Source organism: Streptomyces sp. NPDC029466, assembly GCF_055574515.1.
This window is the reverse complement of sequence record NZ_JBVHZH010000060.1, coordinates 1-26,391: the sequence shown is the minus strand read 5'-3', so window position 1 is coordinate 26,391 and position 26,391 is coordinate 1. Positions and strand designations below refer to the sequence as shown.

Below are 26,391 nucleotides of genomic sequence, written 5' to 3'. Positions count from 1 at the left end.
CTGGGGTCGCCCACCTTGTCCTCCGTGGGAGGTCCCCCCACGCGTTGGTGGGTGGATCCCCATGGGAGCAGGGGTCCCAGGGGGGGGGGGGGTGGGGGGGCGCGCCCCCCCCCCCCCCCCACGCAGGACCGGGCCGCTGCCGCCCGGTGTCCGTCCGGACCTGCACGCACCCCGGACCCGGTGCGACGGTGGCAGTAGGGACATCTCCGCGCCGATGCGAGGAAGGAGGTGGGGGCGATGGAGCATCCGCTGGTCGTGGGGGCCGATGGATCGGATTCCGCCTTCCGGGCGCTCGACTGGGCGGCGGACGAAGCGGCGCGCCACGGCCTTCCGCTGCGGGTCGTCTACGCCTCCCGATGGGAGCGTTTCGAGGGCGAGGTACCGCCGGACGGCGGGGAACGGCCCAGCGAGCAGGTACTCGCGGAGTCCGTCGTCGCCTCCGCCACGGACCTCGCCCGCCGCCGGCAGCCGGACCTCAAGGTCTCGGGCGAGGTGCTCGCCACCGACGCGGTCACCGCCCTGCTGAACGAGGGGCTCCATGCGACGGCGCTGGTCCTGGGCTCCCGGGGGCGTGGCGAGATCGCCGGGCTGCTGATGGGCTCGGTCAGCCTGGCGGTGTCGGCCCGTGCCCGCTGCCCCGTCATCGTGGTGCGGGGTGACGTGGCCGGACTGGCGGGCACACACGGCCGTATCCTCCTCGGCGTCGCCCACCCGGCCGGGGAGACGGCGGCCGTCCGCTTCGCCTTCCACGAGGCGGCGGCCCGCCAGTGCACGCTGGAGGCGGTCTGCGCCTGGCCCCTCCCGGTACGTGACACGACCGAGGCCCCGCTGCTCGCCGCGGACGCCCGGCGCTACCACGAGCAGCAGGCCTCCGCGCTGCTGGACGAGGCGCTGGACGAGGTGGCCAGGGCGTTTCCGGCGGTGCGGGTACGGCGGGTCACCGTCGAGGGGCCGGCCCACAAGGTCCTGGTGCACCGTACGGCCGCCGCGGATCTGCTGGTGACCGGAGCACAGCACCGCCAGGGCCACTTCGGCCTCCAGCTCGGGCGGGTGGCGCACACCGCGCTCTGCCACGCCACCTGCCCGGTGGCCGTGGTGCCGCAGCAGGGCTGAAGGGGGCCGCGGCCCCGTCGTCACGGCTCCAGCCCGGCCGCGTGATCGGGAACGTAGGTCTGCAGGTCCCGGGGCGGCCGCTGATAGCCGGTGGCGGCCGGCCGCGGCGGGAGTTCCAGCGACGGCGGGGTGATGTCGCGGTAGGGCACCGTCGACAGCAGATGGGCGATCATGTTCAGCCGGGCCCGGCGCTTGTCATCGCTCTCGACGACGAACCACGGTGACTCCGCGATATCCGTGTGGACGAACATGTCGTCCTTCGCCCGCGAGTACTCCTCCCAGCGGGTCAGCGACTCAAGGTCCATGGGGGAGAGCTTCCAGCGCCGCGTCGGGTCCTTGAGCCGGCGCCGGAACCGCTGCTCCTGCACCTCGTCACTCACCGAGAACCAGTATTTGCGCAGCAGGATCCCGTCCTCCACCAGCATCCGCTCGAAGACCGGGCACTGCCGCAGAAACCGCTGGTGCTCGGCCGGCGTGCAGAATCCCATGACCCGCTCGACCCCGGCCCGGTTGTACCAGCTGCGGTCGAACAGCACCATCTCGCCCGCCGCGGGAAGGTGCTCCGTATAGCGCTGGAAGTACCACTGGGTGCGCTCGCGCTCGGTGGGCCGGGGCAGTGCCACGATCCGCGCCACCCGCGGGTTGAGGTACTCGGTGACGCGCTTGATCGTGCTTCCCTTGCCGGCCGCGTCGCGCCCCTCGAAGACCACCACCAGCCGGGCGCCCTCGGTCCGCACCCACTCCTGGAGCTTGACCAGCTCCGTCTGGAGCCGGTACAGCTCCCGCTCGTACAGCGCCCGCGGCAGCTTCCCGGGGCCGTTGCCGCCCTGTTTCTCCGCCATAGGACGACGGTACGGAGAAAAGCCCCGGCGGGCCTCCCGGTCTCAGGAGTGCGAGCCGAACGGGGCCAGGACCTCGCGCTCGATCCGCCGCCGGACCCGGTCGGTCAGGGCGGAGAGCCGCTTCGACATCCGCGGCCGCACCGGGTGCGGCGACCGGATGTACCGGGCCGTCGCGGGCAGCTCCGCGACATCCGCCACGACCCGCTGCCGGGCGTCCGGCAGCCGGCCACGCGGGGTGCTGCGCACACCGCCGCGCATCAGCGTCTCCAGCAGCGGTGTACTGCCCGCCGGGAGCGGCTCGTCGGCCAAGCCGATCACATCGTGGCACCCGGGCCGGCGGAAGACCTGCTTGCGCCCCGGGGCGGTCATCTTCGCCGACGACAGCTTCATCACGGGCCGGTCGTCGTAGGCCACGAGCTTGTACGCCGAGTCAAGGGAGGGCGCGTCGGCGCTCACCCCGACGCGCGTGCCCACGGCGTAGACATCGATCGGCGCGCCTGCCCGCACCAGGTCGTGCACGGCGCACTCGTCCAGTCCGCCGCTGGCGATGATCCGCACCTGCGGCAGCCCCGCGTTGTCCAGGATCGAGCGGGCCCGTACGGCCAGTTCCGCCAGGTCACCGCTGTCCAGCCGGATGGCCGAACCGTCCCCGCGGCCCAGCCCGTTGAGCACCCGGGCCGCCGCCGCGACACCCGACTCGGTGTCGTAGGTGTCCACCAGAAAGGTCACAGGCCCGGGGTGGCAGAGCGCGAACACGGTGAACGCCGCCTCCTCGTCCTCGAACGCCTCGATGTACGAGTGCGCCATCGTGCCGACGGCCGGCAGATCCTCGGCGTGCGCGGCCGCCACATTGCTGGTGCCCGCGAAACCGGTCATGGCGCCGAGCCGGGCCACCTGGCGGGCGGCGGCGGTGCCGTGGGTGCGCCGCAGCGAGAAGTCGACCACGGAGCGGCCCCGCGCGGCGAGCACACAGCGGATGCACTTGGAGGCGATGGCCGTCTGATGGGTGAGGTGGTTGAGCACGAAGGACTCCACCAGCTGCGCCTGCGGCAGCGGCGCGGTGATCTCCAGCAGCGGCTCACCCGCCAGCACCACCCGCCCCTCCGGCACCGCCCGGACCTCGCCGGTGAACCGCATGCCCAGGAGCGGGGCCAGGTCGCGCGAGGGCCGCTGCAACGCCTCGGCGAACACCTCGACATCGTCGTGCCCGACCGTGAAATTGGCCAGGAAATCGAGGACCGTTTCGGCCCCCGCGGCGATCAGGAAGCCCCGCTCCGGCGGCAGCGCCCGGACAAAGCAGCTGAAGGTCGCCGGTTGCGTCATGCCCTCGTGGAGATACGAGAGGGCCATGGTGACTTCGTACAGATCGGTGGTCGTCGCATCCGACATGGCCGACTCCTTCCACGGACGGCGAGGCCACCGCCCACCCGGTGCCGCGGCACGCCGTCGTGGCCCGGGGCACCGGGCTCACGCCATGGCGTCCGTCCAGCCGTAGGCGACCCGGCGCTCACGCCGCGGCGGTGCGGCACCGACACCTTCGAGGTCGCTGTCGGCCACCCGCAGCAGCTGCCCGGCGAGGTCCCTCACCGCACGCCCGGCCGCGATCTCGTCGCCGATCTCCGGTACATCCCGGTCCTCGGGGCTGCACCGGGCCGTGCCGTGCCCGGTGAGGGTGGTGGTTCCGGTACGGAGCTCCACGCGCGCCTTGGTCGTCCCGTCCTCCTCGACGAGGTACAGACGGACGGGCCACTCGACTGTCTTTGCCATGGATTGCCTCCGCTTCCTTGCCGGGGCTGCCGCCGGACGACGGACCCGCACATCCGACCGGGGCCGCCGGGCCGCCGGCGGCTGAACCCGCTGGATGAGCCCTTACCGTCATCATCCGCCTTCTGCCGCGGCGCGTCCTGGCACGGCCCCCGGGCCGTCACGGACCGTGGCGGCCGCTGCCGTGCGGTCATTCGTGGGGCACCACGGCCACCGGACACGGAGCGTGGTGGACGACCGCCTGCACGACATGCCCGATCTTGGGCCCCGGCAACCGGTGGTGGTGCCGGTCCCGGTGCCGGCGGCCGACGACGAGCAGCCCCGCGTCCGCGGCACTGTGCAGCAGCGCCGGCGCCGGACTCTCCATCACCACCCGGTCGTCCACCCGCACGTCCGGGAACTTCTCGCGCCAGGTCTCCAGGGCGGCGGCCAGATCCTCCCGCGCGTCCTGCGCCGCCTGCTCGGCGGCGATCGGCTCCACACCGCCCCCGCGGTTGTAGGCGTACGAGGGGAGGTGCCGGCCATGGATGGCGCGCAGGGTGACGCCCCGTCGTGCGGCGCCGGCGAAGGCGAAGGCGAGGAGCGCCTCGCACGGCTCATGGAGGCTCAGCGCCACCATCACCTCGCCGGCTCCCTCGTTCGCCGTGGAGTCCTGCCGGGCGCGTACCAGGACGGTGGGGGAGTCGGTGTGCGCCACCAGTTGCAGCCCGAGCTCACCGAGCGCATAGCGCGCTATCGGGCCCAGATCCCGGGAGCCGAGCACCAGCAGATCCGACTGTTCCGCGGCTTCGTGCAGGGCGTCCAGCGGGTCCTTGGCCACCAGCACCTCGTCCACCGGAAGGTCCGGGAAGCGTGCGCGGGCCGTCGCGGCGGCCTCGTCCATCATCCGGTGGGTCCAGTAGTTCTGGTCCTGTCCGGCCTCGGGGTGGGACCTGGGCTCCGGCGCGAGCAGCACCCAGGCGTGCAGCAGCCGCAGCCGCGCATGACGCAGCCGGGCTTCCTCGGCCGCCCACCGGATCGCGGACAGGGACTCGGGCGTACCGTCCACACCGGCGGTGATGACATCCTTCATGGCTCGCTCCGTTCCTGGCGCGCTCGGCGCTTTCGTGCCCCCACCTCAAGGGTGCTCGGCCTCGTCCGCTCGGGCATGAGCCACTCGGCCCCCATCCCGCCGCCGGAGGTCCGCCCGTCCGCTGTGCCGGATCGCGGCCCGAACTCCCGTCGTCGCGGCGCCCCGTCAGACCCGCCCGTGCGCCCGTTGAGCCCGCCGCGACAGCGAGTCGATGACCACGGCGATCAGCAGCACGCCGCCCGTGATCATGAACTGCACGGCCGTCTGGATGCCCATCAGGGCCACGCCGGAGGCGATCGACTGGATCACCAGCACACCGAGCAGGGCCGACCAGGTCCGGCCCCGTCCGCCGAACAGACTGGTGCCACCGATGACCGCCGCGGCGATGACGTCCATCAGCAGCAGGCCCGCCCCCGAGGTCTGGCTGGCCGAGGTCACGCGCGAGGCCAGGAAGAGACCGCCGACCGCCGCCATCGTGCCGGACATCATGAAGACCGAGATGCGGACCAGGTCCACATTGAGGCCGGTGCGGCGGGACGCCTCGACGCTGCCGCCGAGCGCGAAGATCATGCGTCCGTAGCGCGTACGGCGCAGCACGCAGTCGAGGCCGACCAGCACGACAACGAAGATCAACAGGGCCAGGGGGAGCCCCAGGAACTGGTTGAGGACGAACGCCGAGGCCATCGCGATCGCCGCCAGCACGCCCGTGCGCAGCAGGATCTCGTTCAGCGACCGGGCGGGCACACCGGCCGCCCGGCGCCGCCGCGCATCGTGGTACGAAGCGAGGAAGTACCCGGCGGTGCCCAGCGCCGCCAGGCCGTAGGCGGCGGCCACATTGTGGAAGTAGTAGCCGGTCAGCATCGCCAGCAGGCCCTTGTCGTCCAGGTTGATGGTGCCGTTGGCGCCCAGGATGTAGAGCATCAGACCGTTCCAGCCCAGCAGGCCCGCGAGGGTGACCACGAACGCGGGCACCCCGACCTTGGCGAGGAAGAAGCCCTGCACGGCTCCGATCGCCGTGCCGCCGAGCACCGCGATCAGCAGCGCGAGCCCCTCCGGCACCCCGTGGCTCACGTTCAGCACCGCGAACGCGGCCGCCGCCAGGCCGCTCACCGAGCCGACCGAGAGATCGATCTCGCCCAGCAGCAGCACGAAGACGACGCCCACCGAGATCATCCCGGTGCCGACGATGTCCACGCTCAGATTGGACAGGTTGCGCGGCGAGAGGAAGTTCTCGTTGAGGCTCTCGAAGATGATCCACACCACGAGCAGCCCGAGGGCGACCGGGACCGAGCCGAGTTCACCACTGTGGAATCTGCGCTTGAGGATCACCAGGGGGTTCTGGGCGCCGAACTCGGGCGTGAGCCGGCGGCGGTCGGCGGCGGTGACCGCGGTGCCGGCCGTCTTGTGCTTCCGGAGCGCCCAGGTCCGGCTCATGGCTCCGCGTCCCACTCCGGCGCCTTGCGGCGGGTCACGGCGTTGTCCGTGGCGCCGGTGATCGAGGAGATGATCTGTTCGTGGGAGGTGGTCGTCACATCGAAGAACCCGTTGTTCCGGCCGAGCCGCAGGACGGCGATCCAGTCCGCGACGGCCTTGATATCCCCCATGTTGTGGCTGATGAGAAGCACCCCGAGCCCGCGCTCACGGAGCTGGTCGACGAGGTCGAGGACCTGGGCGGTCTGTTCGATGCCCAGGGAAGCGGTGGGCTCGTCGAGGAGGACGAGCCGGGGTTCGCCGAGCAGTGAGCGGGAGATCGCGACGGTCTGGCGCTGGCCGCCGGAGAGCGAGGCGACCGGGAGGCGGACGTCGGGCATCCGGATGGCCAGCTTGTCCAGCAGGTCGAGGGTCACCCGCTCCATCTCCACCTCGTCGAGGACACCGGCCCGGTGGATCTCGCGGCCGAGGAAGAGATTGCCGACCACGTCGAGGTTGTCGCACAGCGCGAGGTCCTGGTAGACGGTGGCGATTCCCAGGTCCTGGGCGTCGTGCGGGCGGGTGATCGGGGCGGGCCGGCCGTCCCACTCGATCACGCCCCCGTCGGCGGGGTCGACCCCGGCGATCACCTTGATCAGGGTGGACTTGCCGGCGCCGTTGTCGCCCACGAGAGCGACGACCTGACCGGCGCGGACCTCCAGATCGACATCGGCCAGGGCCTGTACGGCGCCGTACCGCTTGAAGATGCCGTGCAGCGCCAGCAGGGGCGGTGCCTGCCTCGGCCGCCGGAGGGTTGCGCCGGACTCCATGAATGCCTGCCTTACCTGAGGAGCCCCGCCTTCTTGCAGGCGGACTCGAATTTCGGGGTGCAGATCTGATCGATCGTGTACATGCCGTCCTTGACCACGGTGTTCCTGATGTTGTGCACGTTCACGGAGACCGGGGTGAGCAGCACGGCCGGGATGCCGCGGTGGGTGGGGCTGTTGACCGTGTGCGTGGTGATGCCTTTGAGCTTCTCGCCGCGTCCCAGCGCGACGGCCATGGCGGCGGCGGTGCCGGCCTCGGGCGCGAACGGCTTGTAGACGGTCATGATCTGATCGCCCTTGACGAGGCGTTGAATGGCGGCGAGTTCGGCGTCCTGGCCGGTGATCGGCGGCAGCGGAGTGACCTTGGCGGCCTGAAGGGCGGCGATGATGCCCGCGGCCAGGCCGTCATTGGCGGAGTAGACGCCGTCGATGTGGTCCGCGCCGAGGGACGAAATGGCGGCGGCCATATTGCGGTTCGCGTTCTCCGGCCGCCAGTCGCCGGTCTCATAAGCCTTGCCGATCTTCACCTTGCCCTTGAGCGCGGCGAGCGCACCCTGCTTGAACCAGGCGGAGTTGGGGTCCGTCCCCGCGCCGTTCATCATGACGATCTGGGCGTCGCGCGCCTTGGGGCCGAGCGCCTTGAGCAGCGCCTCGCCCTGAAGCCGGCCGACCGTCGCGCCGTTGAAGGAGACATACGCGGACACCGGCCCCTCGACGAGGCGGTCATAGGCGACCACCGGAATCCCGGCCCGCCGCGCGCTCTCGACCGACGAACGGAGCGACTTGGAGTCGACGGCGTCCAGGATCAGCACCTGCACCCGCTTGGTGATCATCGCGTCCATCTGCTGCTGCTGAGTGGCCACATCGTGCTGCGCGCTGACGGTCTCCACCGTGCACTTGGGGCACAGCCGATGGATCTTCCGCTCGATCAGGGGCTTGTCGAAGTGGTAGAGGCGGGAGGTGTTGTCGGGGAGCAGCACCCCGATCTTCGGGGCGCCGCCGGAGGCCGGCCCGGTCGGCTCCCGGGTCCCGCCGGCCTCCCCGCAGGCCACCGGACCGGCCACCAGACACACCCCGACCAGGACGGCAGCGGCACCACGCAGACGAGCACGCACCTCAGCGCACCTCCTCACCGTTCCGCCGGCCGTCCGCGGCGGCCGGCGTCTCCGTGCCGAGCCGCTCGCCCGGCTCCACGGTGATCTCGCTCCATACCTGCTTGCCGCCGCTCAGCGGCACCGAGCCCCAGGACGCCGACATCGCCTCGACGAGCAGCAGCCCGCGGCCACCGGTCGACTCCCAGTCCACACTCGTCGGCTTGACGGGGGCACGCGGCGAAGCATCGTTCACCCCGATCCGCAGCCGGTCCGCGGCCAGCGTCAGATCCAGCCGCACCTCGCCCTGGGTGTGTGCGATGGCATTGGTGACCAGCTCGGAGACCACCAACAGGGCCACGTCCTGCTCCTCCGTCACGCCCCAGGACCGCAGGGTGCGCCCGGTGAAGCGCCGGGCGTGCATGACGGCATCCGGGAGCCGCCACACCGTCCAGCGGGCCCGGGTCGGGCGCACCCGCATCCCGTCGTAGCGCAGCACCAGCAGGGCCACATCGTCGTCGCGCCGCTTCGCGCCCCCGAGCAGCGCATCGGCGAGCTGACCGGCATCGGCCGGATCGGCCGCGGCCAGCGCCGCACGCACCCGGCGGATGCCGTCCTCCAGCGGGAGGGTGGCCGACTCGGCCAGGCCGTCCGTGAGCAGGGCGAGCACGGTGCCGGGAGCCAGGCCCACCTCGGTCAGCGGGAACTCCCCGTCCTCGGCCACCCCCAGCGGAGGGCCGCCCTCGACCGGCAGTTCCTCGGTGCTGCCGTCGGGGAGCCGCAGCAGCGGCGGCAGATGCCCGGCCCGGACGAACCAGGCGATGCCCTCCTCCATGTCCAGGTCCACATAGCAGCAGGTCGCGAACAGATCGGTCTCCATGCCGAGGAGCAGCCGGTTGGCATGGGCGATCACCACATCGGGCGGGTGGCCCTCCACCGCGTAGGCCCTGATGGCCGTGCGCATCTGCCCCATGATCGTGGCGGCGCCGGCGCTGTGCCCCTCCACATCGCCGATGACGAGCGCGACATGGCCGTTGGAGAGCGGAATGACGTCGTACCAGTCGCCGCCCACTTCGAGCCCCATCGTGGCGGGCAGATAGCGGGCGACGGCCACCCCGCCGGGCAGCGACGGCAGCTTGCGGGGCAGCAGACTCCGCTGGAGCATCGTGGCGAGCTCGTGCCCGGCGTCGAGCGCATGGGCGCGCACCAGGGCCTGCCCCACCAGGCCCGCGGACGCGGTCAGCAAGGACCGTTCCTCCGGCCCGAAGTGGTGCTCCTCGTCCCACCCGATCAGGCACACCCCGACGATCCGGCCCTCGGCCGGCAGCGGCAGCACGGCCAGCCCACCGGGCCCGATGCCCGCCAGATCGGCTTCGAGGGCCGCCCCCGGCGGCCACAGGGCGACATGCCCGGCACGCAGCACGCTCTCCAGCGTGGGCATCGAGTGACAGGCCGCATCGGGCCACTCGGACCGCCATTCGGACCGCCATGCGTCGGGCCAGGCCGCGGGCTCCGGCGGGTCCAGCACGGATACCACGATCCGGTCGGCCTCCAGCTCGGCCACCGCCACCCGCTCGGCCGCCAGCGGAGCCCGCAGCGCGGCGACCACCACCCGGCTGACGTCCCGGATCGTGGTGGCACCGGCCAGCGCGGCCGACAGCCGCTGCACGATGGAGACCTCGTCGGCGGTGGGCCGCAGATACGAGGCGTCGGCGACCACGCCCAGCATCCGTGCCGGGGTGCCGTCGGCGTCGAGCAGCACCCGGCAGCGCAGGCTCAGCCAGTGCAGCTCGCCGTTGGGCCGGCGAATACGGATCGACAGCTGCTGGCCGGACGCGGGCAGCCCGCCCGGCTCCACGATCGACATCAAAGCCGGCACATCGTCCGGCACGGTGCGCTCCAGCAGCGTCTCCACCCGCCGGTCGAACTCCTCCGGGCCGATACCGAACAGCTCCAGCACCTGGGCGTCGGCATCCATCCGCCCGGTGCGCAGGACCAGCGTGAAGGCGCCGCCCCGGAGGGTGTCCAGCCCCGGGCCCAGCAGCGAGCGCCGCTCCGTCCGCGCCATGACCCGGGCCGCGACGGCCTCCAGCCCCGCGGCCACCTGGTCGGCGTGCAGTTCCAGGAGCTGGCGGCGGTCCGCGTCGAAGGCGTCGGTGGCCTTGTCCATCACCACCAGGCACCCCAGCCGCCGGACGGTCCCGCCCAGGGGCAGCACACACAATGAGACATCGGCCGGCGGCTTCCCGGCACCGTCCCAGGCGTCCGCACCGGGGCTGTCCGGGGCACCGCTGAGGTCGTACTCCGCGAGCTCCGCCGGGCTCAGCCACAGGGCGTCGCCGCTGCGGAAGGCCGCGGCCACCGGAGAGTTGCCGGACAGCGGATAGCTCGTCGGCAACCCATAGGGGACGCCGGAGCCTCCGACCATCTCGGCCAGCTGAAGAACGCCGTCCCCTTCGGCCGGCACATAGACGGCGGTCAGCTCAGCCCCGGTAGACCCAAGGACTCGTGCGGTCACTGCCTGCACCGCCTCCGTACGCCGGAAGCCGTCGTCATAAGCCACGGTCGCCGTATCCGCCCTCGGGGGCCAGGGCGTCCACCCCGCCACCGCCTCATCGGATATGTCGTGAATTACCGTCTTCCCTCCATGGTGCGGCACGCAGGGAGCCGGGAGCTAGTCGGCGCGGTGGTCACGGTGTGTGATCGGGGAAGTCCTCCGCCAGCAGCACGGCGAGGTCGAGGAACGCGTCCTGCGTACGGGACCGCAGCCGGGCGAGATCGATGTCCCGCTGGCTGTCGAGGCGATAGTCGAACGGGATGAAGACCATCCCGCCCGGATGGCCGCGGAACTGCTCGGCGAAGTCGTCCCGCCGGGCCGGCCGGTCCGGCCCGGGAAGGCCGGTGACCGCCAGGACGGCACGCTCCGCCAGCTCCGGATAACCCCGCTGCGCGAGCCGGGTCAGCAGCGCCTGGGTCTGCCCCATGCCGCGCTCGGTCATCCGGGCCACGACGACCAGACGGTGCGTCATCGACAGCGCGGTGTCGGTGACGCTCTCCGTCCGCAGATGCGCCCAGTCCGCGAGGACGACGGAGAAGTGCCGGCTCAGCAGCTCCATCAGCCGGCGGTACTCCTCCTCGTACACCGGAACCGGCGTGGTGCGGCCCAGGCCGTGGGTGAGCGCACGCAGCCCTGACGGGCCGTCCAGGGTGTGGCGCAGCACGTCCTCGTAGCTGTCGACCGCGGGCAGCGTACGGAGCAGATTGTGCCGCAGACCGGCGGTGCCGCCGCGGTTCAGCCGGGCGGCCAGCTCACCGACCGCGTGGCCGGCGTCGAGCGCGATCACCCGCCCGCCGCGCGCCGCGGCCAGCAGCGAGCCCAGGGCGACCGTGACGGTGCTCCGGCCGACCTCGCCGTCGACGCCGACGACGGTCGTCCGGTAACTGAACCGCAGCCGGGCACGGATCACTTCCAGCTTCCGCTGCTGTTCCGGCCCCATCCGCCGCCGTCCCAGCCGGGGCGCCGGAGCGCCGCCCCGGGACGGTCCGGCCGATGCCTCGTCGGGCGCCGCGGAGCCGTCGTCGAGCGGGATCTGCGGCCCCGGACGGAACGAGTAGTGCGCGGCGCTCCGGGTGCCGTCCGTGCCACCGGCCTCGCCACCGCCCGTCCGCAGCTCCGTCGCCATCGGTACGTAACGGGCGAACGCCTCGGCGACCTCACCGGCGGTCGGGCGCCGGCCCGGGTCCTCGGACAGACACGCCGTGACGATCTCGCGCAACGGCCGCCAGGTGTCGCCCTGCCACAGCGCCATGTCCCCGCTCTCCGCGGACACCGGGACATGGTGCTTGTCCCCGAGCCGGCGCAGGATGTGGCCCAGGGACTCGACGTTGTCCGCCATCGTGGGAACGGCTTCCGCCCCGCGGGCCCGGAACTCCCCGTCGATGCCGCACCGGCCCAGCCCGGTCAGCATCAGGGAGCGCCCGACGACATGCACGCTCTGCGGTGTCAGTTCGGGCAGCACCAGCCCCTTGAGGTGGCACAGGTTGACGGCGCTCGCCAGATGCCATCCGTACGCGATGGACAGCAGGGTGTCGCGGCGCAGCTGGGAGCCGGTGGCGGCCCGCAGCAGGCTGCTGAGCTGCGGCGGCGGCCCGCCCTGGTCCTGCCCGGACGGACGGTAGAGCTGCATGGCCAGCCACGGCGGCTCATCGCGCGGGCCGGTCGCCAGCAGCAGCGGCGCATACTGGCCGGCCATCCGCCCCAGCGCCTCCGCCTCGGTGGCGAGCATCGCCGCCGCCTCGTCCGGCGCGCCCGGCCTGATCACCCGGACCGCGGCCTCCTTGCCGTGCCGGTCGCGGCCCAGGTACACGAGCGAACGCGCGCCGGGCTGCCGGCCGTGCAGGGTGTACGGGCCCAGCCGGCGCGGATCGCGCGAGGTGAGGGGGCGCCAGCCGTCGGGGCCCGCGGGCTCGGTGTCGTCGTCCGGCGGCGCCACCTGCACGGACGCGCCGAGCCGGGCCATCAGCCGGCGCTCCACGGAGGAGAAGGCGCGCGAGCCGGCCGGGAGGTGATCCATCCCGTCCGGATGCGCGAGCCAGGCGGGGAAGTCGGGGGAGCGCCCGGCCAGTTGCTCCAGACGGCGGCCGATGTGCCGTCCGGTACGCAGGAGTTCGGGCGTGGACACCGCGTCCAGGAGCGCCGACTTGGCCGCCTCGGGGAAGTCGAAGATCCGGTGCTGGTCCCGCAGCGGACCGGCCACCGGCGCCTCGACGGGGTGCATCAGCCCGCCCAGGAACACCTCGGCCAGATGGGCGGTGTCAGCGGACCACGGCACCGCGGACTGCACCAGCCGCATCACCGGCACGGAAGCGGGCGCCACCGCCGCGATATGCGCGGCGAGCCGGTACGCCTCGGGCGAGGCCGCCGCGCGGAAGTGCCGTACGGAGTCCGTGCCGTCGCCGGACGGGACGACGGCGCGCCCCGCCGGGGCGTGCAGCAGCGGGAGCTGGACCGTGCCGCCGGTCGAGGCGAGCAGCCGGGACCAGGCCGAGACGGGGCCCGCTGAGGTCTCCAGCACCGGCACCGGCAGCCCGTGGAACGGCGCGAGATCGGCAGGCAGGACCGGGTCGCTGACGCTCCACGAGGCCCCGGCGGCACCGCGCCGGCGCGTCGTCACCCGCCAGCTGCCGGCCTGGATGCCGGAGCCGCCCCACAGCCGCGGCGGCAGCGCATGCAGCACCGCCACCGGCCCGTTCGCCGCCCAGCGCCCCAGCACCCGGTGCATCCGGCCGTCCCGCCAGGCGGCCCCCATGCCGTCGCTCAGCAGCAGGATCAACGTCTGGCCCGACGGGTCGGCCAGCACGGCCGGCGGCAGCGAGGTGGCGTCCGGATCGAACGGCCGGCCGCGCAGCAGCGGGGCATCGGGCCCGCGGGTGTCCAGCCCGTGCACATGGACCATGCGGAACGCGCCGACCCGCTGCATCATCGTCCGCCACTCGACGGCGAGCCGCCGCCACAGCAGCATCGACATGCCGTCGTCCACCACGAGCGCCAGGTCGAGCCAGCGCTCCTGCCCGGGACGCAGCACGACATCGGGCAGCCCGCTCTCGGCCAGCGCGGCCGCCGTCGCCGCCTCGTCGAACTCCTGGATGCGGGTGGTGGTCCGGCGCTGCCGCAGCGGGCGCAGGGCGCGGCCGATGCCCAGCTCGCCGAGGAGCGCCTTGTTCTCCGGGACCCGCAGCGGGATCGCCGCGCTCGTCTTCGGCGGTAGCGGGAACTCCCGCCGGGGCGGCCGCGGCACCGTGCCGGTCTCCGGCGCGGCGTGCAGATCGCCGCCGAGGTCGTCCAGCGGCAGGACGTCAGGGGGTTCCGCTTCCGCCAGGGCAGCGTCCTCCGGCGGGGGCGGTGGCGGTGGCTCCGGGCACGGCTCGCCGGCCACCGACCGGTGGCCGGGACCCAACGCCCGGGCGAGCGGCGCCGATTGCGGGCCGGTCGGCAGCCGGCCGGCCAGCCAGAGCGCATCGAGCAGGGAGTGCCGGTCCAGCTCGACACCGGCCCCCGCGAAGACCGCGAGCACCTCCCGGAGCCGGTCCGATCCCCCTGTCATCGCTCAGACGGTCCCGCCGAGTTGGTGGAGCACGGCGTCCAGCAGCCCGTCGGCGTCCAGATCGACGCCGCCGGCGCGCAGGAAGACGGCGTTGAGCAGCTGGTCGGTGGCGAGTTCGCCCGGACCGCGGCGCTGGAGGAACGACCGGAGCAGGTCCTCGACGCCGTCCAGCGCGCCGTCGCCGAGGTGGGCCGCCACGATGGCCCGCAGCCGCTCCTCGTCGGGAGTGGGCAGATCCAGCCGGATACAGCGGCGCAGGAACGCCGGCGGGAAGTCCCGCTCGCCGTTGCTCGTGATCACCACGACCGGGAATTCGGTGCACAGCACCTTGCCCCGCTCCACCGTGACCGGGTCCTGGGAGTCGGCCGCCAGCACCTGGATCACCGACTGCGCCTCGGGCAGCCTGGCCAGCTCCGGGATCTCGAAGACGCCCTCCTCGAACACGGTCAGCAGGTCGTTGGGCAGATCGACGTCCCCCTTGTCGAGCTCGTCGACGAGCAGCACCCGCGGCCGCGGGCCCGGCACCAGCGCCGTGCCCAGCGGGCCGAGGCGGACGAAGCTGCCGATGGAGGGCTCGGCCTCGCCGCGGTCCCGGCTGAGGGTGGTCTCCCGCAGCCGCCCGATGGCGTCGTAGCGGTACAGGGCGTCCTGGACGTTGGCCCGGCTGTTCACCGGCCAGCGCAGCACCTCCCCGAGGTCGAGCTCATGGGCGACCGCCCGGGCGAGCGAGGACTTGCCGGTGCCGGCCGGCCCGGTGACCAGGAGCGGCCGGCGCAGATGCAGCGCGGCGTTGACCACGTCGGCGTGCTCGGGAGCGATCAGATACGGCAGCGGCCCGGGGGCGCCGCGCCGCGAGCCGCCGAACCTGCGCCAGGGCGGGGCCTGCGGCAGGGTGACCCGGCGCTGGGTGCCGTCTCCCTGGAACAGCCGCCAGTCGGCGGCCGGTTCGGCGTTCATATGAGCTCCGTGGGTTCGGAAAGCTGGAGTTCGGGCAGGGCGCGGTCGGGGTCGGCCCAGGCGAGCACGGGCCTGCCCGGGTGGTCGGCGGGCCGGTGCAGGGTCTTGGCGCGGTAGGAACGGACCTGCTCGGGCAGCGCACGGGCCGGGGCGTCCGACACCTGCTGGACGGCGTGCGAGACCTCGTGTGCCGGACCGCGGTCCCACAGCACGACGGGAACGCCCATGGCCAGACACACCTGGATGATCTCCATCCGGGCCCGTGCGGACACCTCGACCGATACCCGGGCGGCATCGCGCCGGTCGAGCAGCTTGCCGTACACCTCGCGCACGCCGGTGGACGGACCGGTGATGCGAAGCGGGCCGGAGGATTCCAGATGGTCCCAGCGGTGGCGCCAGTCGGCGAGGAAACGCTCGTTGCGGCGCAGGAGTTCCGGGCAGTGCACCACCAGGGCGTACTCCGCGCCCAGCACCCCCGGGATCAGCCCGTCCGCATCGGCGAACTCCCACTCGTCCACGGGCAGTTCGAGGCAGTCACGGTCGAGGAGGACCTCGACGACCGGCCGCACGCCCTCGGGAGCGGACCGGCAGAGCCGTTCCAGGAGCGCCAGCACCGCCCCGGCGGTCTCGGCCGCGCTGTACCGGCGGCCGGTCTCGGTCGGCGCCCGGTGCGGGCCCATACCGTCATCGCTCCACAGGCGCAGATGGAAGGCGTCCGCACCGGCCTTGACCAGATGCACCAGCAGCCTCGGTGGCCGGGTGCGCCGGCGCCGCCCGAGGGCCCATTCGTCCGCGTCCGCACGGCGTTCCCGCAGCGCGGAAGCGGGGAGGCCGAGCCGGGCGGCGACACCGTCGGCCCACAGCCGCAGCCGGGCCCGCTCCGGGGCGGGACACAGCACCGCCACATATTCGACCACCCGCAGCAGGCCGGGCACCCGCAGTTCGCCCGGCCCGGAACGGCTGTCGCCGGAGAGCTGCTCCAGCCTCCCGAGCAGCTCGGGAAACCCGGCGTCACAGGGGAGTTCGGCGACCAGCGGCAGCGCGGCCCGCACGGCCTCGGGCAGCAGATCCACGAGCTCGTCCGGCAGTCCGGTCAGCAGGGCCAGCAGCCGGTCGTGCTCCCGCGGCGACAGCAGCCGGGGCACCGCGGACAGCTTCCCCGCCGCGATCAACGCGGTCACGGCTCCCGGGTCCCTGGAGCGCAGCGCTTCCGTCAGCGCGGCCAGCGCCCGCTCCTCGGTCACCAGGATCCGGGCGAACTCCTCCGGAGACGGGGCGGACCCGTCCGTGGGGTGCCCGAGACCGCAGCGTTCGGCGACCGCCCTGGCGTAGTCGGCCCGGAACATCGGCGCGGGCAGCACATTCGCCAGCAGATCGGCCAGCACGGCCTGCGCGGGATCGTCGTCGCACACCGGCCGGTCGAGCAGGGACCCGGCGCCGGCCGCCCGCAGCTCCGCCTCGATCCGCTGCCACGGGATGCCCCAACTGCGGCGGGTGACATGCCGGGAGTCGTAGACCTGATCGACGGGCGGCAGCATGCAGGCGGCGACGAGTCCCACGACGGCGCCCTCGGCCTCCGACCACAGGGGGCCGCCGCTGTAGGCGGGCCCGATCGCCATACCGGACAGTGCGCCGTCCAGGTAGCCGACCCGGCTGTCACAGGTCTTCACCCGGGCATCGGCGTACGAGCCGCTCAGCGCGCTGCCGTGCCAGGCACGCACGGACTGGCCCACACGCATCTGCCGGAACTCCGGCGGAGCCGGGCAGCACAACGCGGCGCCGACCCTGAGGACCGCCAGATCACCCGCCCACTCCAGCTCGCCGCGGCCCGGCGGCCCGTCGCCGCCGTCGAGCCGCCGCGGCGGGATCCAGTGGACGGTCTGCGCCTCGTGCAGCTGTGCACCGGACGGACCGTGGGTCTGCACCCGCAGCGTGACCCCCTCCGGCCGGCTGTCGTCGAAGAGCTCCTTGCCGAGCGCGTCATTGACCACATGGGCGCAGGTGAGCAGGTGATGTGGCGTCAGCACCACGGCCGCGCCCGCCGCTTTGCCGTCCCCGGCATCCAGCACCGACGCCACCCGGAACCGGGGATCCGCCGGATCGTCGGTGCCCGATACGGCGCGGAACCAGCCCATTACTCCGCCCGCTGCGGCTGCCAGGTCGCCGTGATCGTCAGACTCGCATGGCCGTTGGCCCCGACGATCCCGAGCTTGAGGTCCTGGCCGACCTGCACCCCGAACTGCACCGACATCTCGTGCGGCGGTCGTTCGGACGCGGTGACCGCATCGTGGATCTCCTGGAGCAGGGGCCCGAGCGGACGCAGTGTCGTGCGCATCGCCGCGACGGCACCGGCTCCGGCCGCCGCACCGCCACGGGCCACGGGTACGGTCGGGCCCATGCCGTCCGGCAGGTCGGCCTCGGGGGACTGCGCCGGGGGTGCGGCCACGGCCGCCGGGGCCAGCTCCAGGCGGACCGACGTCCCGTCGGCAAGGCTGAGTTCTGAGAGTTGGGGCACACCTCCATTGTGCCGATCAGCCGTGCTCACGGCAGCGGAACGGACGGAACATCCCCGCGGACCGCCGTGGCGCGGTCAGCGGGTGTACGGCTGGATGGACTGGGCGTGACGGAACACATTGCGTGGGTCCCAGTGCTTTTTGACCGCCTGGAGGCGCGCATAGTTGTCGCCGTAGTACAGGCGGTGCGAGGACTCGCCGGAACGGTTCCACTCGGGGTCGTCGAGGTCGGTGTCCGGATAGTTGATGTAGCACCCGTCGGTCACCGGCTCCGGCTGCCCGCCCGCCGGGCCGCCGGTCGGCGCCAGGATCGGCACCCCGCCGGTGTCCCGGTAGACGTCGCGGTAGAACTCACGGATCCAGCGCAGATGCGGCGCGGCGATCGCGGGGTCGATCTCGGCGTCGAGATAGTCGGTGACACCGTCGTGGTTGGCGTCCTGATCCCAGCTCCAGTACGTCTGGTACTGCAGCTTGAGTACGGAACTGCGTTGGTAGACCGCGGTGGCACCGCTGTCGGGGAGGTTGATCGCGCCGCCGTACGAATCGACCTGGAGCAGGGCCTGGGGGTTGTCGTAGCCCTCGGTCGACAAGTGGTCGTAGATGGCGTCGAGTTGCGCTTCGGTGAAACCACGCCGCATGTACGCCGACTTGTACTTGCCGCACTGGTTGTCGCCGGAGCCGTTGAGCGTCTGCGTGGCGGTGAGCCACGGCAGCCGGGTCGGCACCACCAGGCCGCTCATAGGGGCGTGCTCACCCATCCGCCGGTCCATGGGGGTGGGTTCGACGCCCAGATCCTGGGTGATCCAGTCGAGGAAGGCGTTCAGCCGCTGCACGCTGTCCGGCCTGGTGGCATCGAGCTGGGTGATCAGACCGATCTTGCCGTTGGCGCGCTGGTTCAGCTTCAGCAGGGTGAACATATCGCTGTAGTCGCCGCGGAGGGACGCCGGGAGCCGGGTGGTGTTCTCGTACTCGAAGAACAGCCCGTAGTTGCGCACCAGCGACTTCAAGCGCTCCGGATACTCCAGCAGTTCCTCCCACGGCCATGCCACGGCGTGCAGCAGGACCTGGGAGGGCGGCTCGGGCAGGCCCTTGAACCAATACCGGGTGACCACACCGAAGTTCCCGCCGCCCCCGCCGGTGTGGGCCCACCACAGCTCCCGCAGCTCCGGTTCGGGCGAGTCGCGGCGCGCGATCACGACCTCCGCATGCTGCCCGTCGCGGACCACGACGACCTCCACCGCGTAGAGATAGTCGACGGTCAGCCCGTGCCGGCGGGACAGCAGCCCGTAGCCCCCGCCGACCACATGGCCGCCGGCGGCCACGGAGTAACAGGAGCCGCCGGGCAGGGCCACCCCGAACGGGGCGTAGAGATGCGTGGCGACACGCCAATTGTTGGCCCCCGACTCCACGCAGTACGCGCCCATCTCCTGGTCCAGGTAGGCCCGGTCCAGCTGCCCCAGATCGACGATCACGCCCACGTCGTTCCCGCAGACGAAGTTCTCGTAGCAGTGGCCGCCCGAGCGGACCGTGAGCCGCCGGTGGAGATCCTCGTCGGAACGGTGGCTCGCCAGATACTTGTTGACCGCGGCGACGACCTCAGCTGTCGAGCTGACCACCGACACATAGTCAGGTGTCGCGATGAAGCGCTGGTTGAACCCTCTCCGCAGGGCCTCGTAGCGGGCGTCGCCCCGGCCCACCTCGATCCCGCACTCGACTCCGGCCTGGACCTGCTCGACGGCCATGTGGCTCCCCTCGTCCGCACACTCGGAACATGTGAACTGACAGCATTGCGTAACCGGTGACTACTATCCGTGACGATTGGGGGCGTTGCGAGTACTCGAAAGGCGTCACCTCATGGATCGGGGTTGACGCTCGCCGTATGTGCGCGGTGCGTGGTGCCGCCTCGCCTCCGGTCAGCAGGGCGTCAGCACGGCGGCCCCGTGGACCCGGTCAGCGGCCAGGTCCGCGAGCGCCTCCGGGGCGCGGCTCAACGGGTAGCGGCTGACGGTGACCTGGATGCCGATCCGCGCCGCGGCCGCCAGGAACTCCCGGCCGTCCTCCCGGGTATTGGAGGTCACGCTGCACAGATTCCGCTCGTAGAAGAGGTGGCGCTGATACGTGAGCGGCGGGATGTCGCTGAGGTGGATCCCGGCCACGGCGAGGGTGCCGGAGCGGTCCAGCGCCTCCAGCGCCACCGGCACCAAGTCGCCGACCGGCGCGAAGAGAATCGCCGAGTCCAGCGGTTCGGGCGGCCGGTCGTAGGCGGCGCCGGCCGAGGACGCGCCCAGTTCCAGGGCGAGTTCACGGGCCTGCGCGGACCGGGTGAGTACATGGACGGTGGCCCCTTCGGCCAGGGCGACCTGCGCGGCCAGATGCGCCGAGGCCCCGAACCCGTAGATGCCGAGGCGGCCGCCGGTGGGCAGCGCACTGCGGCGCAGCGCGCGGTAGCCGATGATTCCGGCGCACAACAACGGCGCCAGCAGGGTGGCGTCCTCGGTGTCCGGGAGCGGGTAGGCGTAGTCCGCGGGCACGACGGCGGCCTCGGCGAAGCCGCCGTCGGCGTCCCAGCCGGTGTACACGGAGGCCGGACAGAGGTTCTCGTGGCCCGCACGGCAGTAGCGGCAGATTCCGCAGGTACCGCGCAGCCAGGCCCCGCCCACCCGGTCCCCGGCCCGGAACCGGGTCACCGCCGCGCCGGTGGCGGTCACCCGGCCGACGATCTCATGGCCCGGAACGGTCGACGGATGGTGCGGGGGCAGGTCGCCCTCCGCCAGGTGCAGATCCGTACGGCAGACACCGCAGGCCTCCACCTCGAGCAACAGGTCATCGGGGCCCGGCTCGGGAGCGGGTCGGCGGACCGACGCCAGCGGCCCGGAGGCAACCGGGCCAGGGTGCCGGACGGCCCACCCGGACAGGGTGTCCGGGCCTGAATCGGGGGCCATGACTCCAGGATGGCGCCCGCCGGGGAGTCGGACAAACGGTGCGCCGCCGGGGCCGGAGGGTCCTGCTGCCGCCCCGCCGGGTGCGCCGCGCGGTGTCGCCCACGGGAACCGGGCTGCCGGCTCCGGGCGCCCGCGTCACCCGATGAACGTGGTCAGCTTCTGCATCAGCCTGGTGAGCGGATGCCGCTTTTTGGCGGGGGGAGCGGGGGGAGCGGGAGCGGCGGCGGTGGCCGGCGGTTCGGCCGGCGGGGGTGCCGGGCTGTTGGAGCGCTGTGCCGGAGGCTGTTCCGTGGGGGGCTTCGCGGGCTTCGCGGGCTTCGTTCGGGTGCGTGCGGCCTCGGCGCGGACGAGCGCGCCAAGAGCGGCAAAGACGTCGAGGGGCATGCCGGATCTCCTGCCGTGGTGGTCCCGAGAGCTGATGACGGCAGGCCGCAGTCGCCCCGGGCCCCGGTGCGGGGAGGGGTGGGCGGATGCGGCCGGGCCCGCTCAGCAGCGCAGGATGGCCACGCGCTTCGGCGATGCGGGGGCGGCGGCGGTGACGACAGCCGTGGTGGAGGCGTTCTCCGGCACGCTGATGGTTTCCTCGACGAGGGAGTCCCCGAGCGCCTTGCCCCCGGCGCCGGTGGGGATCTGATGGCGGAGATGGCAGGCCGAGGCGTCGCACTTACGCCGGACGCCGCTGCCCGGATGCTTCCCGCCGCCCTCGGTGGACGCCAGCACCGGCCCTGCCGGAAGGCAGGGCCGCTCAGCCGGGACGGTCACGGCCGGAGGGCCGCTCTGGACCCGGCAGCCGGCCTCGGTCATCAGGACTTCGGGGCAGCCGGTGCTGAGCGCGGCGTGCAGCAGGGCCAGTAACGCGAGCAATACCAGCACGCGCCCGCCAGTTGCCGCCGAGCGGCCGGTGCTGACGGTGCTGCGCATGCGAATCTCCCAACCCTCTTCCAGGAGGGGATCCCCTGGAAGGTGCGGGGGCACGCCAAATACGCCGCAAGAGGCGACAAAATCACCCGTTCCGGCTATCTGCCCGCAACATGCGCACCGCGCTTCGTACGCATGTCCGCTACGGGCGTGGTGGGTTGCCGGTCGGTACTGCCCGTCAGCGCCGTCGGCCCGTGGCGCCGCTGTCGGGTTCGCCGGTCGCATAGCGGCCGTGGTAGTGCGAGAACCGCTCCAGCGAGTCCCCGTCCATGCTCCACGGCCAGGGGGTCACCACGCCTCCGGTGGCCCGCAGCACGGTCCCGGCCTCGGTCGTCCGGCCGGCCTTGATCAGGGCGTACGCCAGCAGGTTGAGATCGGCCAGGGCCGCCGCGTGGGTCAGGAACCCCGGGCCCGGCCAGTAGTGCGCCGCATGGTCGAGGGCCTTGGCGGCGTCGGGCCGCCGCCAGATCTCGCCGGCGCCGAGGGCCATCAGACCGCCGCCGAGAACCGCCCGCTGGTGGCTGCTGATGAGCGCGGTGAGCTCCAGCCCGGCGGCGGGGGCGTCGGGCGGCATGGCGGCGCGGACGCCGTCGAGCAGATCCAGGACCAGTGCGCTGGAGCCGCATTCGTCCGGCGACAGATACCCCAGCGCCTGTAGATGCGCCTCGCGGTTCCATGGATCGCGGGCCTTGATCTCGCGCCAGATCGCCGACAGCTCCGTGGAAGGACGCTGCTCCAGGCGGAGCGTGGCCAGGTGCAGGATCCATGGTGTGGGGTCGGCGGGGAGCATGTCGGCTGCGAGCCGGCAGGTCTCACGGGTCTCGTACAGATCGACGCCGGAGCCCTCCTGTCGCGCCTGCATCAGATCCGACCAGGCGTGCAGCAGCAGCGCGTTCTGGTCCTGCGGGTTGTGCTGGCGCCAGATGCCGGGCAGCGACCGGCCCGAGGCCCGGGCGAGCACCGCCAGCCGGTGGGCCTTGCGGTCCCAGTCCTGGCCCGCCTCATTGATCACGTCCGCCATCGAGGCCATCACGGCGGTGTCGAGCGAACCGCGGGACCAGCACGTCTCGACGCGGCGCCGGACCTGTCCCAGTGTGCGGTCGTCGAGCTCGGGGACCAGGCGGGGAAGGCTGCCTTTGCGGCGTCTGAAGACGGGCATGTGTTCGGGGAGCCTTCCGTTGGTGGGTCGTATACGGAGATCATCAGCAGTGCTGCTGAGAGTGACGCTCAGGCGAGACTACGGGCAGGGGTATGCATAGGCATACCCCTGCCCGTATGGCAGACCGTTTGGTCAGCGGGAGGTGACGGCCTCCTTCTCGGGGGCGCCGCGGCCGAGCCGCTCGCGGACCAGGGAGACCGCGACGACCACGGTGGCGAGCAGCACGGACAGCACGACCTGGATCCGGCCGCCGCCCTCACTGTCGTCGGTGAGCATGTAGACCAGCACGAACGAGATCATCGCGATCGTCGCCCAGGTCAGGTACGGGAAGAGCCACATCCGGACGATCAGCTTGTCGGGGTTCTCGCGCTGGATGATCCCGCGCATCCGCAACTGCGAGAAGCAGATGACCAGCCAGACGAACAGCGCGACCGCGCCGGACGAGTTCAGCAGGAACTGGAAGACCGTGGTCGGCCACAGGTAGTTGAAGCCGACCGCGATGAAGCCGAAGAGGACGGAGGCGAGGATCGCGGCCTGCGGGACGCCCCGCGCGTTCGTCCGGGCGAAGGCCTTCGGGGCGTCGCCGCGCTGGCCGAGCGAGAAGGCCATCCGGGAGGCGGTGTAGAGGCCGGAGTTGAGGCAGGAGAGCACCGCGGTCAGCACGATGACGTTCATGATCTGGCCGGCGTGCGGGATGCCTATGGAGTCGAGGGCCGCGACGTACGAGCCGTGCTTGGCGATCGACGGGTCGTTCCACGGCAGCAGGGAGACGACCACCAGGATCGAGCCGAGGTAGAAGATGCCGACCCGCCAGATGACGCTCTTGGTGGCCTTGGTGACCGCGCGCTGCGGGTCCTCGGACTCACCGGCGGCGAGGGTGACGATCTCGCTGCCCATGAAGGAGAAGACGACCATCAGCACACCGGTGAGGATCGCGCTGGGGCCGTTCGGCAGGAAGCCGCCATGGGAGGTGAGGTTGGCGAAGCCGGTCGCCGCGTTGTCGGAGCCGGGCAGCACACCGAAGATCGCCAGACCGCCGATGGCGATGAAGGCCGCGATGGCGACGACCTTGATGCCCGCGAACCAGAACTCGAACTCACCGAACGAGGAGACCGAGGCGAGGTTGGTGGCGGTGAGCACGACCATCACGATCAGCGCCCAGGCCCACTGCGGGACGGCCGGGACCCAGCTGGTGAGGATGGCGGCACCGGCGGTCGCCTCCACGGCGAGCACCACGACCCAGAAGAACCAGTACAGCCAGCCGATCGAGAATCCGGCCCAGCGGCCGAGCGCCCGGTCCGCGTAGGCGGAGAACGAGCCGGAGGTCGGGTTGGCGGCCGCCATCTCGCCGAGCATCCGCATCACGAACACGACCAGCGCGCCGACCAGGGCGTACGACAGCAGGATGCCGGGGCCGGCCGCGGCGATGCCGGAGGCGGAGCCCACGAAGAGGCCGGCGCCGATGACCCCACCCACGGCGATCATGGACAGATGGCGGTTCTTGAGGCCCGACTGAAGACCTGACTGCTGCGGAGACTGACCGTGCCCCGGCGGAGCGGGCGGAGCGGCCACGGGGCTGGGGGGAGGTGTAGTCATCTTCGACATCCATTGAGGGTTGGAGGGGTCATGCACGTGGTGACTGCTGGGATCGCCTCGGTGGTTGGACGCACGAAAGGGCCGGGTGCTGGTGATGGCGATCGTGGCCCTGACGATGTGCGAAGGCGCGGTGAGTGGCCGTGGCCTTCGGATGCCTGCGCGGGTGGGGGAGCGCTTCTTTGCGCCACCACGCTGATGCCCGTCCTCCTCGTGAGAGGTGAGCCGCATCACGTCCGGATTGGGATTTGCGTAAGCGTATGTGGCGGTGCGCGGCGGCGTATTTGTGAGACCGGACAAATTCGTCCCCGATGGCTGTCCGTTCGGCTAATGCGGAGGGCCGGAACGGAGGGCTCGCGTCCGGGGCGCACGAGGAGATGCGGAGGCGCCGGCGACGTGCCACGCCCGTCCCGGCGGGCATCGGGACGGGGCTGGTGCGGACGGACAACGCCGTCGGCGAAGCCTTGGCCGACGGAACAGATGCCCCGGACCACCCGCGCTCTAGCGTGAGTTCGGCCCTGGGGCCTGGTGAACGGCCCCGCCGCCGGCCGACGAGCAAGGGGACTCCATGGCCACCCTTCCCTCCGCCCGACAGACCCGGACCGCTCCCGCGACCGCGCCCGCACCCAGACCACCAGTGGTGGGCGACCGCCGCGCGTCGGAGGACGGAATGCCATGTGAACGGCGCGGTGAACCTCCGGAGGCGCACCAGGCGCACCGGGTGCAACTGGCAGATGAAACCGCGGAAATGGTGGCAAATCGGACAGAAGGGGATGCCGGGATCCTGGTGATCGGCGCAACAACGCTGGCGCGTCGGGTCTGTGCCTCCCTGGGGGAGAGCGGGCACCCGGTCGACCACCTCGCCGCGCCGGACGACCAAGACCTTCGCCGCGCCCTCGCCACCCCGCCGGCCGCCCTCGCGGTCCTGGTGGGCGACGATCTGTCCGCGCTGCGCTACGCCCTCGCCGTACGCCATGTCTGCGACTCCGTCCGGATCGTCGTCACCGTCTTCGACCGCACCGTGGCGCAGCAGCTCCGGCTGCTGCTGCCCGACTGTGTGCCGGTCTCGCCCGCCGACCTCCTGGCGCCGACGCTGGCCGGACTGTGCGTCGACCCCGACGCGCTGGCCGTGTGGGACGACGGGCAGGGGGCGGTCGCGGTCCGCCCGCGGGAGGACCGGCTGGTGGAGACGGCGTGGCGGCCGAGCCCGGCCGCCCGGCGGCGAGCGCTGCTGGGACGGCTGCGGGGGCAGCTTCAGCCCCATGACGCGGACGCCCGCCTGCTGCTCATCGGGCTGCTGGGCATCGTGGCCGTCTTGGTACTGGACTGGATCTGGCTGGTGGCCGCGTTCCACAAGCCGGTCAGCACCGCGTTCCTGGAGGCCGCACGGGTGGTGGCGGGCGTGGGGCCGGCCGCGCCGCACGCCGGCCATCCCGGGTACGAGGTGGTGTCCGGCGTGGCGATGCTGGTGACCGTGGGATTCACCGCGCTGCTGACCGCGGGCATCGTCGACCGGCTGTTCGGCCCACGGCTGGTCGGAGTGCTCGGGCCGCGGGTGCTGCCGCGTGCCGGGCACGTCATCGTGGTGGGGCTGGGCCAGGTCGGCCTGCGGCTGTGCCAGACCCTGCGGCAGCTGGGGGTCCCGGTTGTCGGGGTCGAGCGTGAGCCCGCCGCCCCGAACCTGCGCCTCGCGCGGTCGATGGGGATACCCGTGGTGCTGGCGCACGGGGAGGACCGTGCGGTGCTGGCGCGGCTGGGCCTGGGGCGGGCCCGTGCGCTGGCCGCCGTCGGCTCCCATGAGCTGGACAACATCGCCGTGGCGGTCGCCGCACACGGCGTGGCACCCGACATCCGGGTGGTGCTGCGGGCCGGCGAGGACGAGGCGACCGCCGAGACCCGTGCGCTGCTCCCCCTCGGGCTGACCCGCGACATCATCAGGACGAGCGCGGCCTTCGTGACCGCCCAGCTGACCGCCGAACGGGCCGGGGGGGGGGGGGGGGGGGGGGGGGGGGGGGACGGAGGGGGGTACGTTGGGGGGCCCGGGCGACGGATTGTCTGTTGGTCCGTCCCCACCCGAGGCGAATGT

The 26,391-nt window shown here is 72.5% G+C and carries 20 protein-coding genes; 2 read left to right on the top strand and 18 right to left on the bottom strand.

Translation table 11 applies throughout. The features are described 5' to 3' along the window. Window positions 1-237 precede the first annotated feature (237 nt). A complete protein-coding gene (locus tag ACZ4XD_RS33075) occupies window positions 238-1,113 on the top strand; it encodes a universal stress protein (protein ID WP_468048262.1) in 876 nt (291 codons plus the stop codon). A gap of 20 nt (window positions 1,114-1,133) precedes the next feature. Here ACZ4XD_RS33075 and ppk2 read toward each other — a convergent pair whose 3' ends face one another. The 18 genes from ppk2 to ACZ4XD_RS32985 all read right to left on the bottom strand — a co-directional run bounded on the left by ppk2 (window position 1,134) and on the right by ACZ4XD_RS32985 (window position 24,308). Continuing rightward, window positions 1,134-1,955: a polyphosphate kinase 2 gene (ppk2, locus tag ACZ4XD_RS33070; RefSeq protein ID WP_468048260.1), complete on the bottom strand. Its 822-nt coding sequence runs from the start codon at window positions 1,953-1,955 to the stop codon at window positions 1,134-1,136. 42 nt (window positions 1,956-1,997) lie between these two features. Next, window positions 1,998-3,344 carry a nicotinate phosphoribosyltransferase gene (locus ACZ4XD_RS33065; RefSeq protein WP_468048258.1) on the bottom strand — a complete coding sequence of 449 codons (1,347 nt, stop codon included), beginning with the start codon at window positions 3,342-3,344 and terminating at the stop codon, window positions 1,998-2,000. Window positions 3,345-3,422: 78 nt separating this feature from the next. Continuing rightward, window positions 3,423-3,722: a dsRBD fold-containing protein gene (locus ACZ4XD_RS33060; protein WP_406473389.1), complete on the bottom strand. Its 300-nt coding sequence runs from the start codon at window positions 3,720-3,722 to the stop codon at window positions 3,423-3,425. A 187-nt stretch (window positions 3,723-3,909) separates the two neighbouring features. Next, window positions 3,910-4,791: a universal stress protein gene (locus tag ACZ4XD_RS33055; RefSeq protein ID WP_468048255.1), complete on the bottom strand. Its 882-nt coding sequence runs from the start codon at window positions 4,789-4,791 to the stop codon at window positions 3,910-3,912. A 165-nt stretch (window positions 4,792-4,956) separates the two neighbouring features. Then, entirely contained in the window at window positions 4,957-6,225 is a 1,269-nt protein-coding gene (locus ACZ4XD_RS33050; RefSeq protein ID WP_468048253.1) for a sugar ABC transporter permease, read from the bottom strand. Beyond that, window positions 6,222-7,031 (bottom strand): ATP-binding cassette domain-containing protein, encoded by an 810-nt coding sequence (locus ACZ4XD_RS33045; RefSeq protein ID WP_468048251.1) that lies wholly within the window; start codon window positions 7,029-7,031, stop codon window positions 6,222-6,224. Before ACZ4XD_RS33045 ends, ACZ4XD_RS33050 begins: the two co-directional genes overlap by 4 nt. 11 nt (window positions 7,032-7,042) lie before the next feature. Further along, window positions 7,043-8,143 (bottom strand): substrate-binding domain-containing protein, encoded by a 1,101-nt coding sequence (locus ACZ4XD_RS33040; protein WP_468048248.1) that lies wholly within the window; start codon window positions 8,141-8,143, stop codon window positions 7,043-7,045. A 1-nt stretch (window position 8,144) separates the two neighbouring features. Continuing rightward, entirely contained in the window at window positions 8,145-10,547 is a 2,403-nt protein-coding gene (locus ACZ4XD_RS33035) for a SpoIIE family protein phosphatase (RefSeq protein WP_468048296.1), read from the bottom strand. A 262-nt stretch (window positions 10,548-10,809) separates the two neighbouring features. Then, complete coding sequence (locus tag ACZ4XD_RS33030) at window positions 10,810-14,223, bottom strand: SAV_2336 N-terminal domain-related protein (protein ID WP_468048246.1); 3,414 nt, start codon at window positions 14,221-14,223, stop codon at window positions 10,810-10,812. 3 nt (window positions 14,224-14,226) lie between these two features. Beyond that, a complete protein-coding gene (locus ACZ4XD_RS33025; RefSeq protein WP_387235949.1) occupies window positions 14,227-15,180 on the bottom strand; it encodes an AAA family ATPase in 954 nt (317 codons plus the stop codon). After that, complete coding sequence (locus tag ACZ4XD_RS33020) at window positions 15,177-17,315, bottom strand: VMAP-C domain-containing protein (protein WP_468048243.1); 2,139 nt, start codon at window positions 17,313-17,315, stop codon at window positions 15,177-15,179. The genes ACZ4XD_RS33025 and ACZ4XD_RS33020 overlap by 4 nt, the downstream gene beginning before the upstream one ends. Next, window positions 17,315-17,695 carry a CU044_2847 family protein gene (locus ACZ4XD_RS33015; protein ID WP_468048240.1) on the bottom strand — a complete coding sequence of 127 codons (381 nt, stop codon included), beginning with the start codon at window positions 17,693-17,695 and terminating at the stop codon, window positions 17,315-17,317. Before ACZ4XD_RS33015 ends, ACZ4XD_RS33020 begins: the two co-directional genes overlap by 1 nt. Before the next feature lie 75 nt (window positions 17,696-17,770). After that, a complete protein-coding gene (locus ACZ4XD_RS33010; RefSeq protein WP_468048237.1) occupies window positions 17,771-19,435 on the bottom strand; it encodes an FAD-binding oxidoreductase in 1,665 nt (554 codons plus the stop codon). Between the two features lie 171 nt (window positions 19,436-19,606). Further along, window positions 19,607-20,635, bottom strand: a complete 1,029-nt coding sequence (locus ACZ4XD_RS33005) for a zinc-dependent alcohol dehydrogenase family protein (protein WP_468048235.1) — start codon at window positions 20,633-20,635, stop codon at window positions 19,607-19,609. Window positions 20,636-20,770: 135 nt separating this feature from the next. After that, on the bottom strand, window positions 20,771-21,019 hold the full coding sequence (locus ACZ4XD_RS33000) for a hypothetical protein (RefSeq protein WP_468048233.1): 249 nt from the start codon (window positions 21,017-21,019) through the stop codon (window positions 20,771-20,773). Between the two features lie 102 nt (window positions 21,020-21,121). Next, window positions 21,122-21,556 carry a hypothetical protein gene (locus ACZ4XD_RS32995; RefSeq protein WP_468048231.1) on the bottom strand — a complete coding sequence of 145 codons (435 nt, stop codon included), beginning with the start codon at window positions 21,554-21,556 and terminating at the stop codon, window positions 21,122-21,124. Between the two features lie 175 nt (window positions 21,557-21,731). Further along, on the bottom strand, window positions 21,732-22,712 hold the full coding sequence (locus ACZ4XD_RS32990) for a hypothetical protein (protein WP_468048229.1): 981 nt from the start codon (window positions 22,710-22,712) through the stop codon (window positions 21,732-21,734). Window positions 22,713-22,844: 132 nt separating this feature from the next. After that, a complete protein-coding gene (locus ACZ4XD_RS32985) occupies window positions 22,845-24,308 on the bottom strand; it encodes an amino acid permease (RefSeq protein ID WP_468048227.1) in 1,464 nt (487 codons plus the stop codon). 784 nt (window positions 24,309-25,092) lie between these two features. Between ACZ4XD_RS32985 and ACZ4XD_RS32980 the strand changes: the two genes are divergently transcribed. After that, a partial coding sequence (locus ACZ4XD_RS32980; protein ID WP_468048224.1) for an NAD-binding protein occupies window positions 25,093-26,391 on the top strand: 1,299 nt, incomplete at its 3' end.

Bases quoted from the DNA above. Each gene is read 5' to 3' on its own strand.
- ACZ4XD_RS33030 (WP_468048246.1), bottom strand. From the start codon at position 14,223: ATGACAGGGGGATCGGACCGGCTCCGGGAGGTGCTCGCGGTCTTCGCG.
- ppk2 (WP_468048260.1), bottom strand. From the start codon at position 1,955: ATGGCGGAGAAACAGGGCGGCAACGGCCCCGGGAAGCTGCCGCGGGCG.
- ACZ4XD_RS33050 (WP_468048253.1), bottom strand. From the start codon at position 6,225: ATGAGCCGGACCTGGGCGCTCCGGAAGCACAAGACGGCCGGCACCGCG.
- ACZ4XD_RS32990 (WP_468048229.1), bottom strand. From the start codon at position 22,712: ATGCCCGTCTTCAGACGCCGCAAAGGCAGCCTTCCCCGCCTGGTCCCC.
- ACZ4XD_RS33020 (WP_468048243.1), bottom strand. From the start codon at position 17,315: ATGGGCTGGTTCCGCGCCGTATCGGGCACCGACGATCCGGCGGATCCC.
- ACZ4XD_RS33045 (WP_468048251.1), bottom strand. From the start codon at position 7,031: ATGGAGTCCGGCGCAACCCTCCGGCGGCCGAGGCAGGCACCGCCCCTG.
- ACZ4XD_RS33000 (WP_468048233.1), bottom strand. From the start codon at position 21,019: ATGCCCCTCGACGTCTTTGCCGCTCTTGGCGCGCTCGTCCGCGCCGAG.
- ACZ4XD_RS33010 (WP_468048237.1), bottom strand. From the start codon at position 19,435: ATGGCCGTCGAGCAGGTCCAGGCCGGAGTCGAGTGCGGGATCGAGGTG.
- ACZ4XD_RS33060 (WP_406473389.1), bottom strand. From the start codon at position 3,722: ATGGCAAAGACAGTCGAGTGGCCCGTCCGTCTGTACCTCGTCGAGGAG.
- ACZ4XD_RS33075 (WP_468048262.1), top strand. From the start codon at position 238: ATGGAGCATCCGCTGGTCGTGGGGGCCGATGGATCGGATTCCGCCTTC.
- ACZ4XD_RS33005 (WP_468048235.1), bottom strand. From the start codon at position 20,635: ATGGCCCCCGATTCAGGCCCGGACACCCTGTCCGGGTGGGCCGTCCGG.
- ACZ4XD_RS33055 (WP_468048255.1), bottom strand. From the start codon at position 4,791: ATGAAGGATGTCATCACCGCCGGTGTGGACGGTACGCCCGAGTCCCTG.
- ACZ4XD_RS33025 (WP_387235949.1), bottom strand. From the start codon at position 15,180: ATGAACGCCGAACCGGCCGCCGACTGGCGGCTGTTCCAGGGAGACGGC.
- ACZ4XD_RS33035 (WP_468048296.1), bottom strand. From the start codon at position 10,547: ATGGTCGGAGGCTCCGGCGTCCCCTATGGGTTGCCGACGAGCTATCCG.
- ACZ4XD_RS32985 (WP_468048227.1), bottom strand. From the start codon at position 24,308: ATGACTACACCTCCCCCCAGCCCCGTGGCCGCTCCGCCCGCTCCGCCG.
- ACZ4XD_RS32995 (WP_468048231.1), bottom strand. From the start codon at position 21,556: ATGCGCAGCACCGTCAGCACCGGCCGCTCGGCGGCAACTGGCGGGCGC.
- ACZ4XD_RS33065 (WP_468048258.1), bottom strand. From the start codon at position 3,344: ATGTCGGATGCGACGACCACCGATCTGTACGAAGTCACCATGGCCCTC.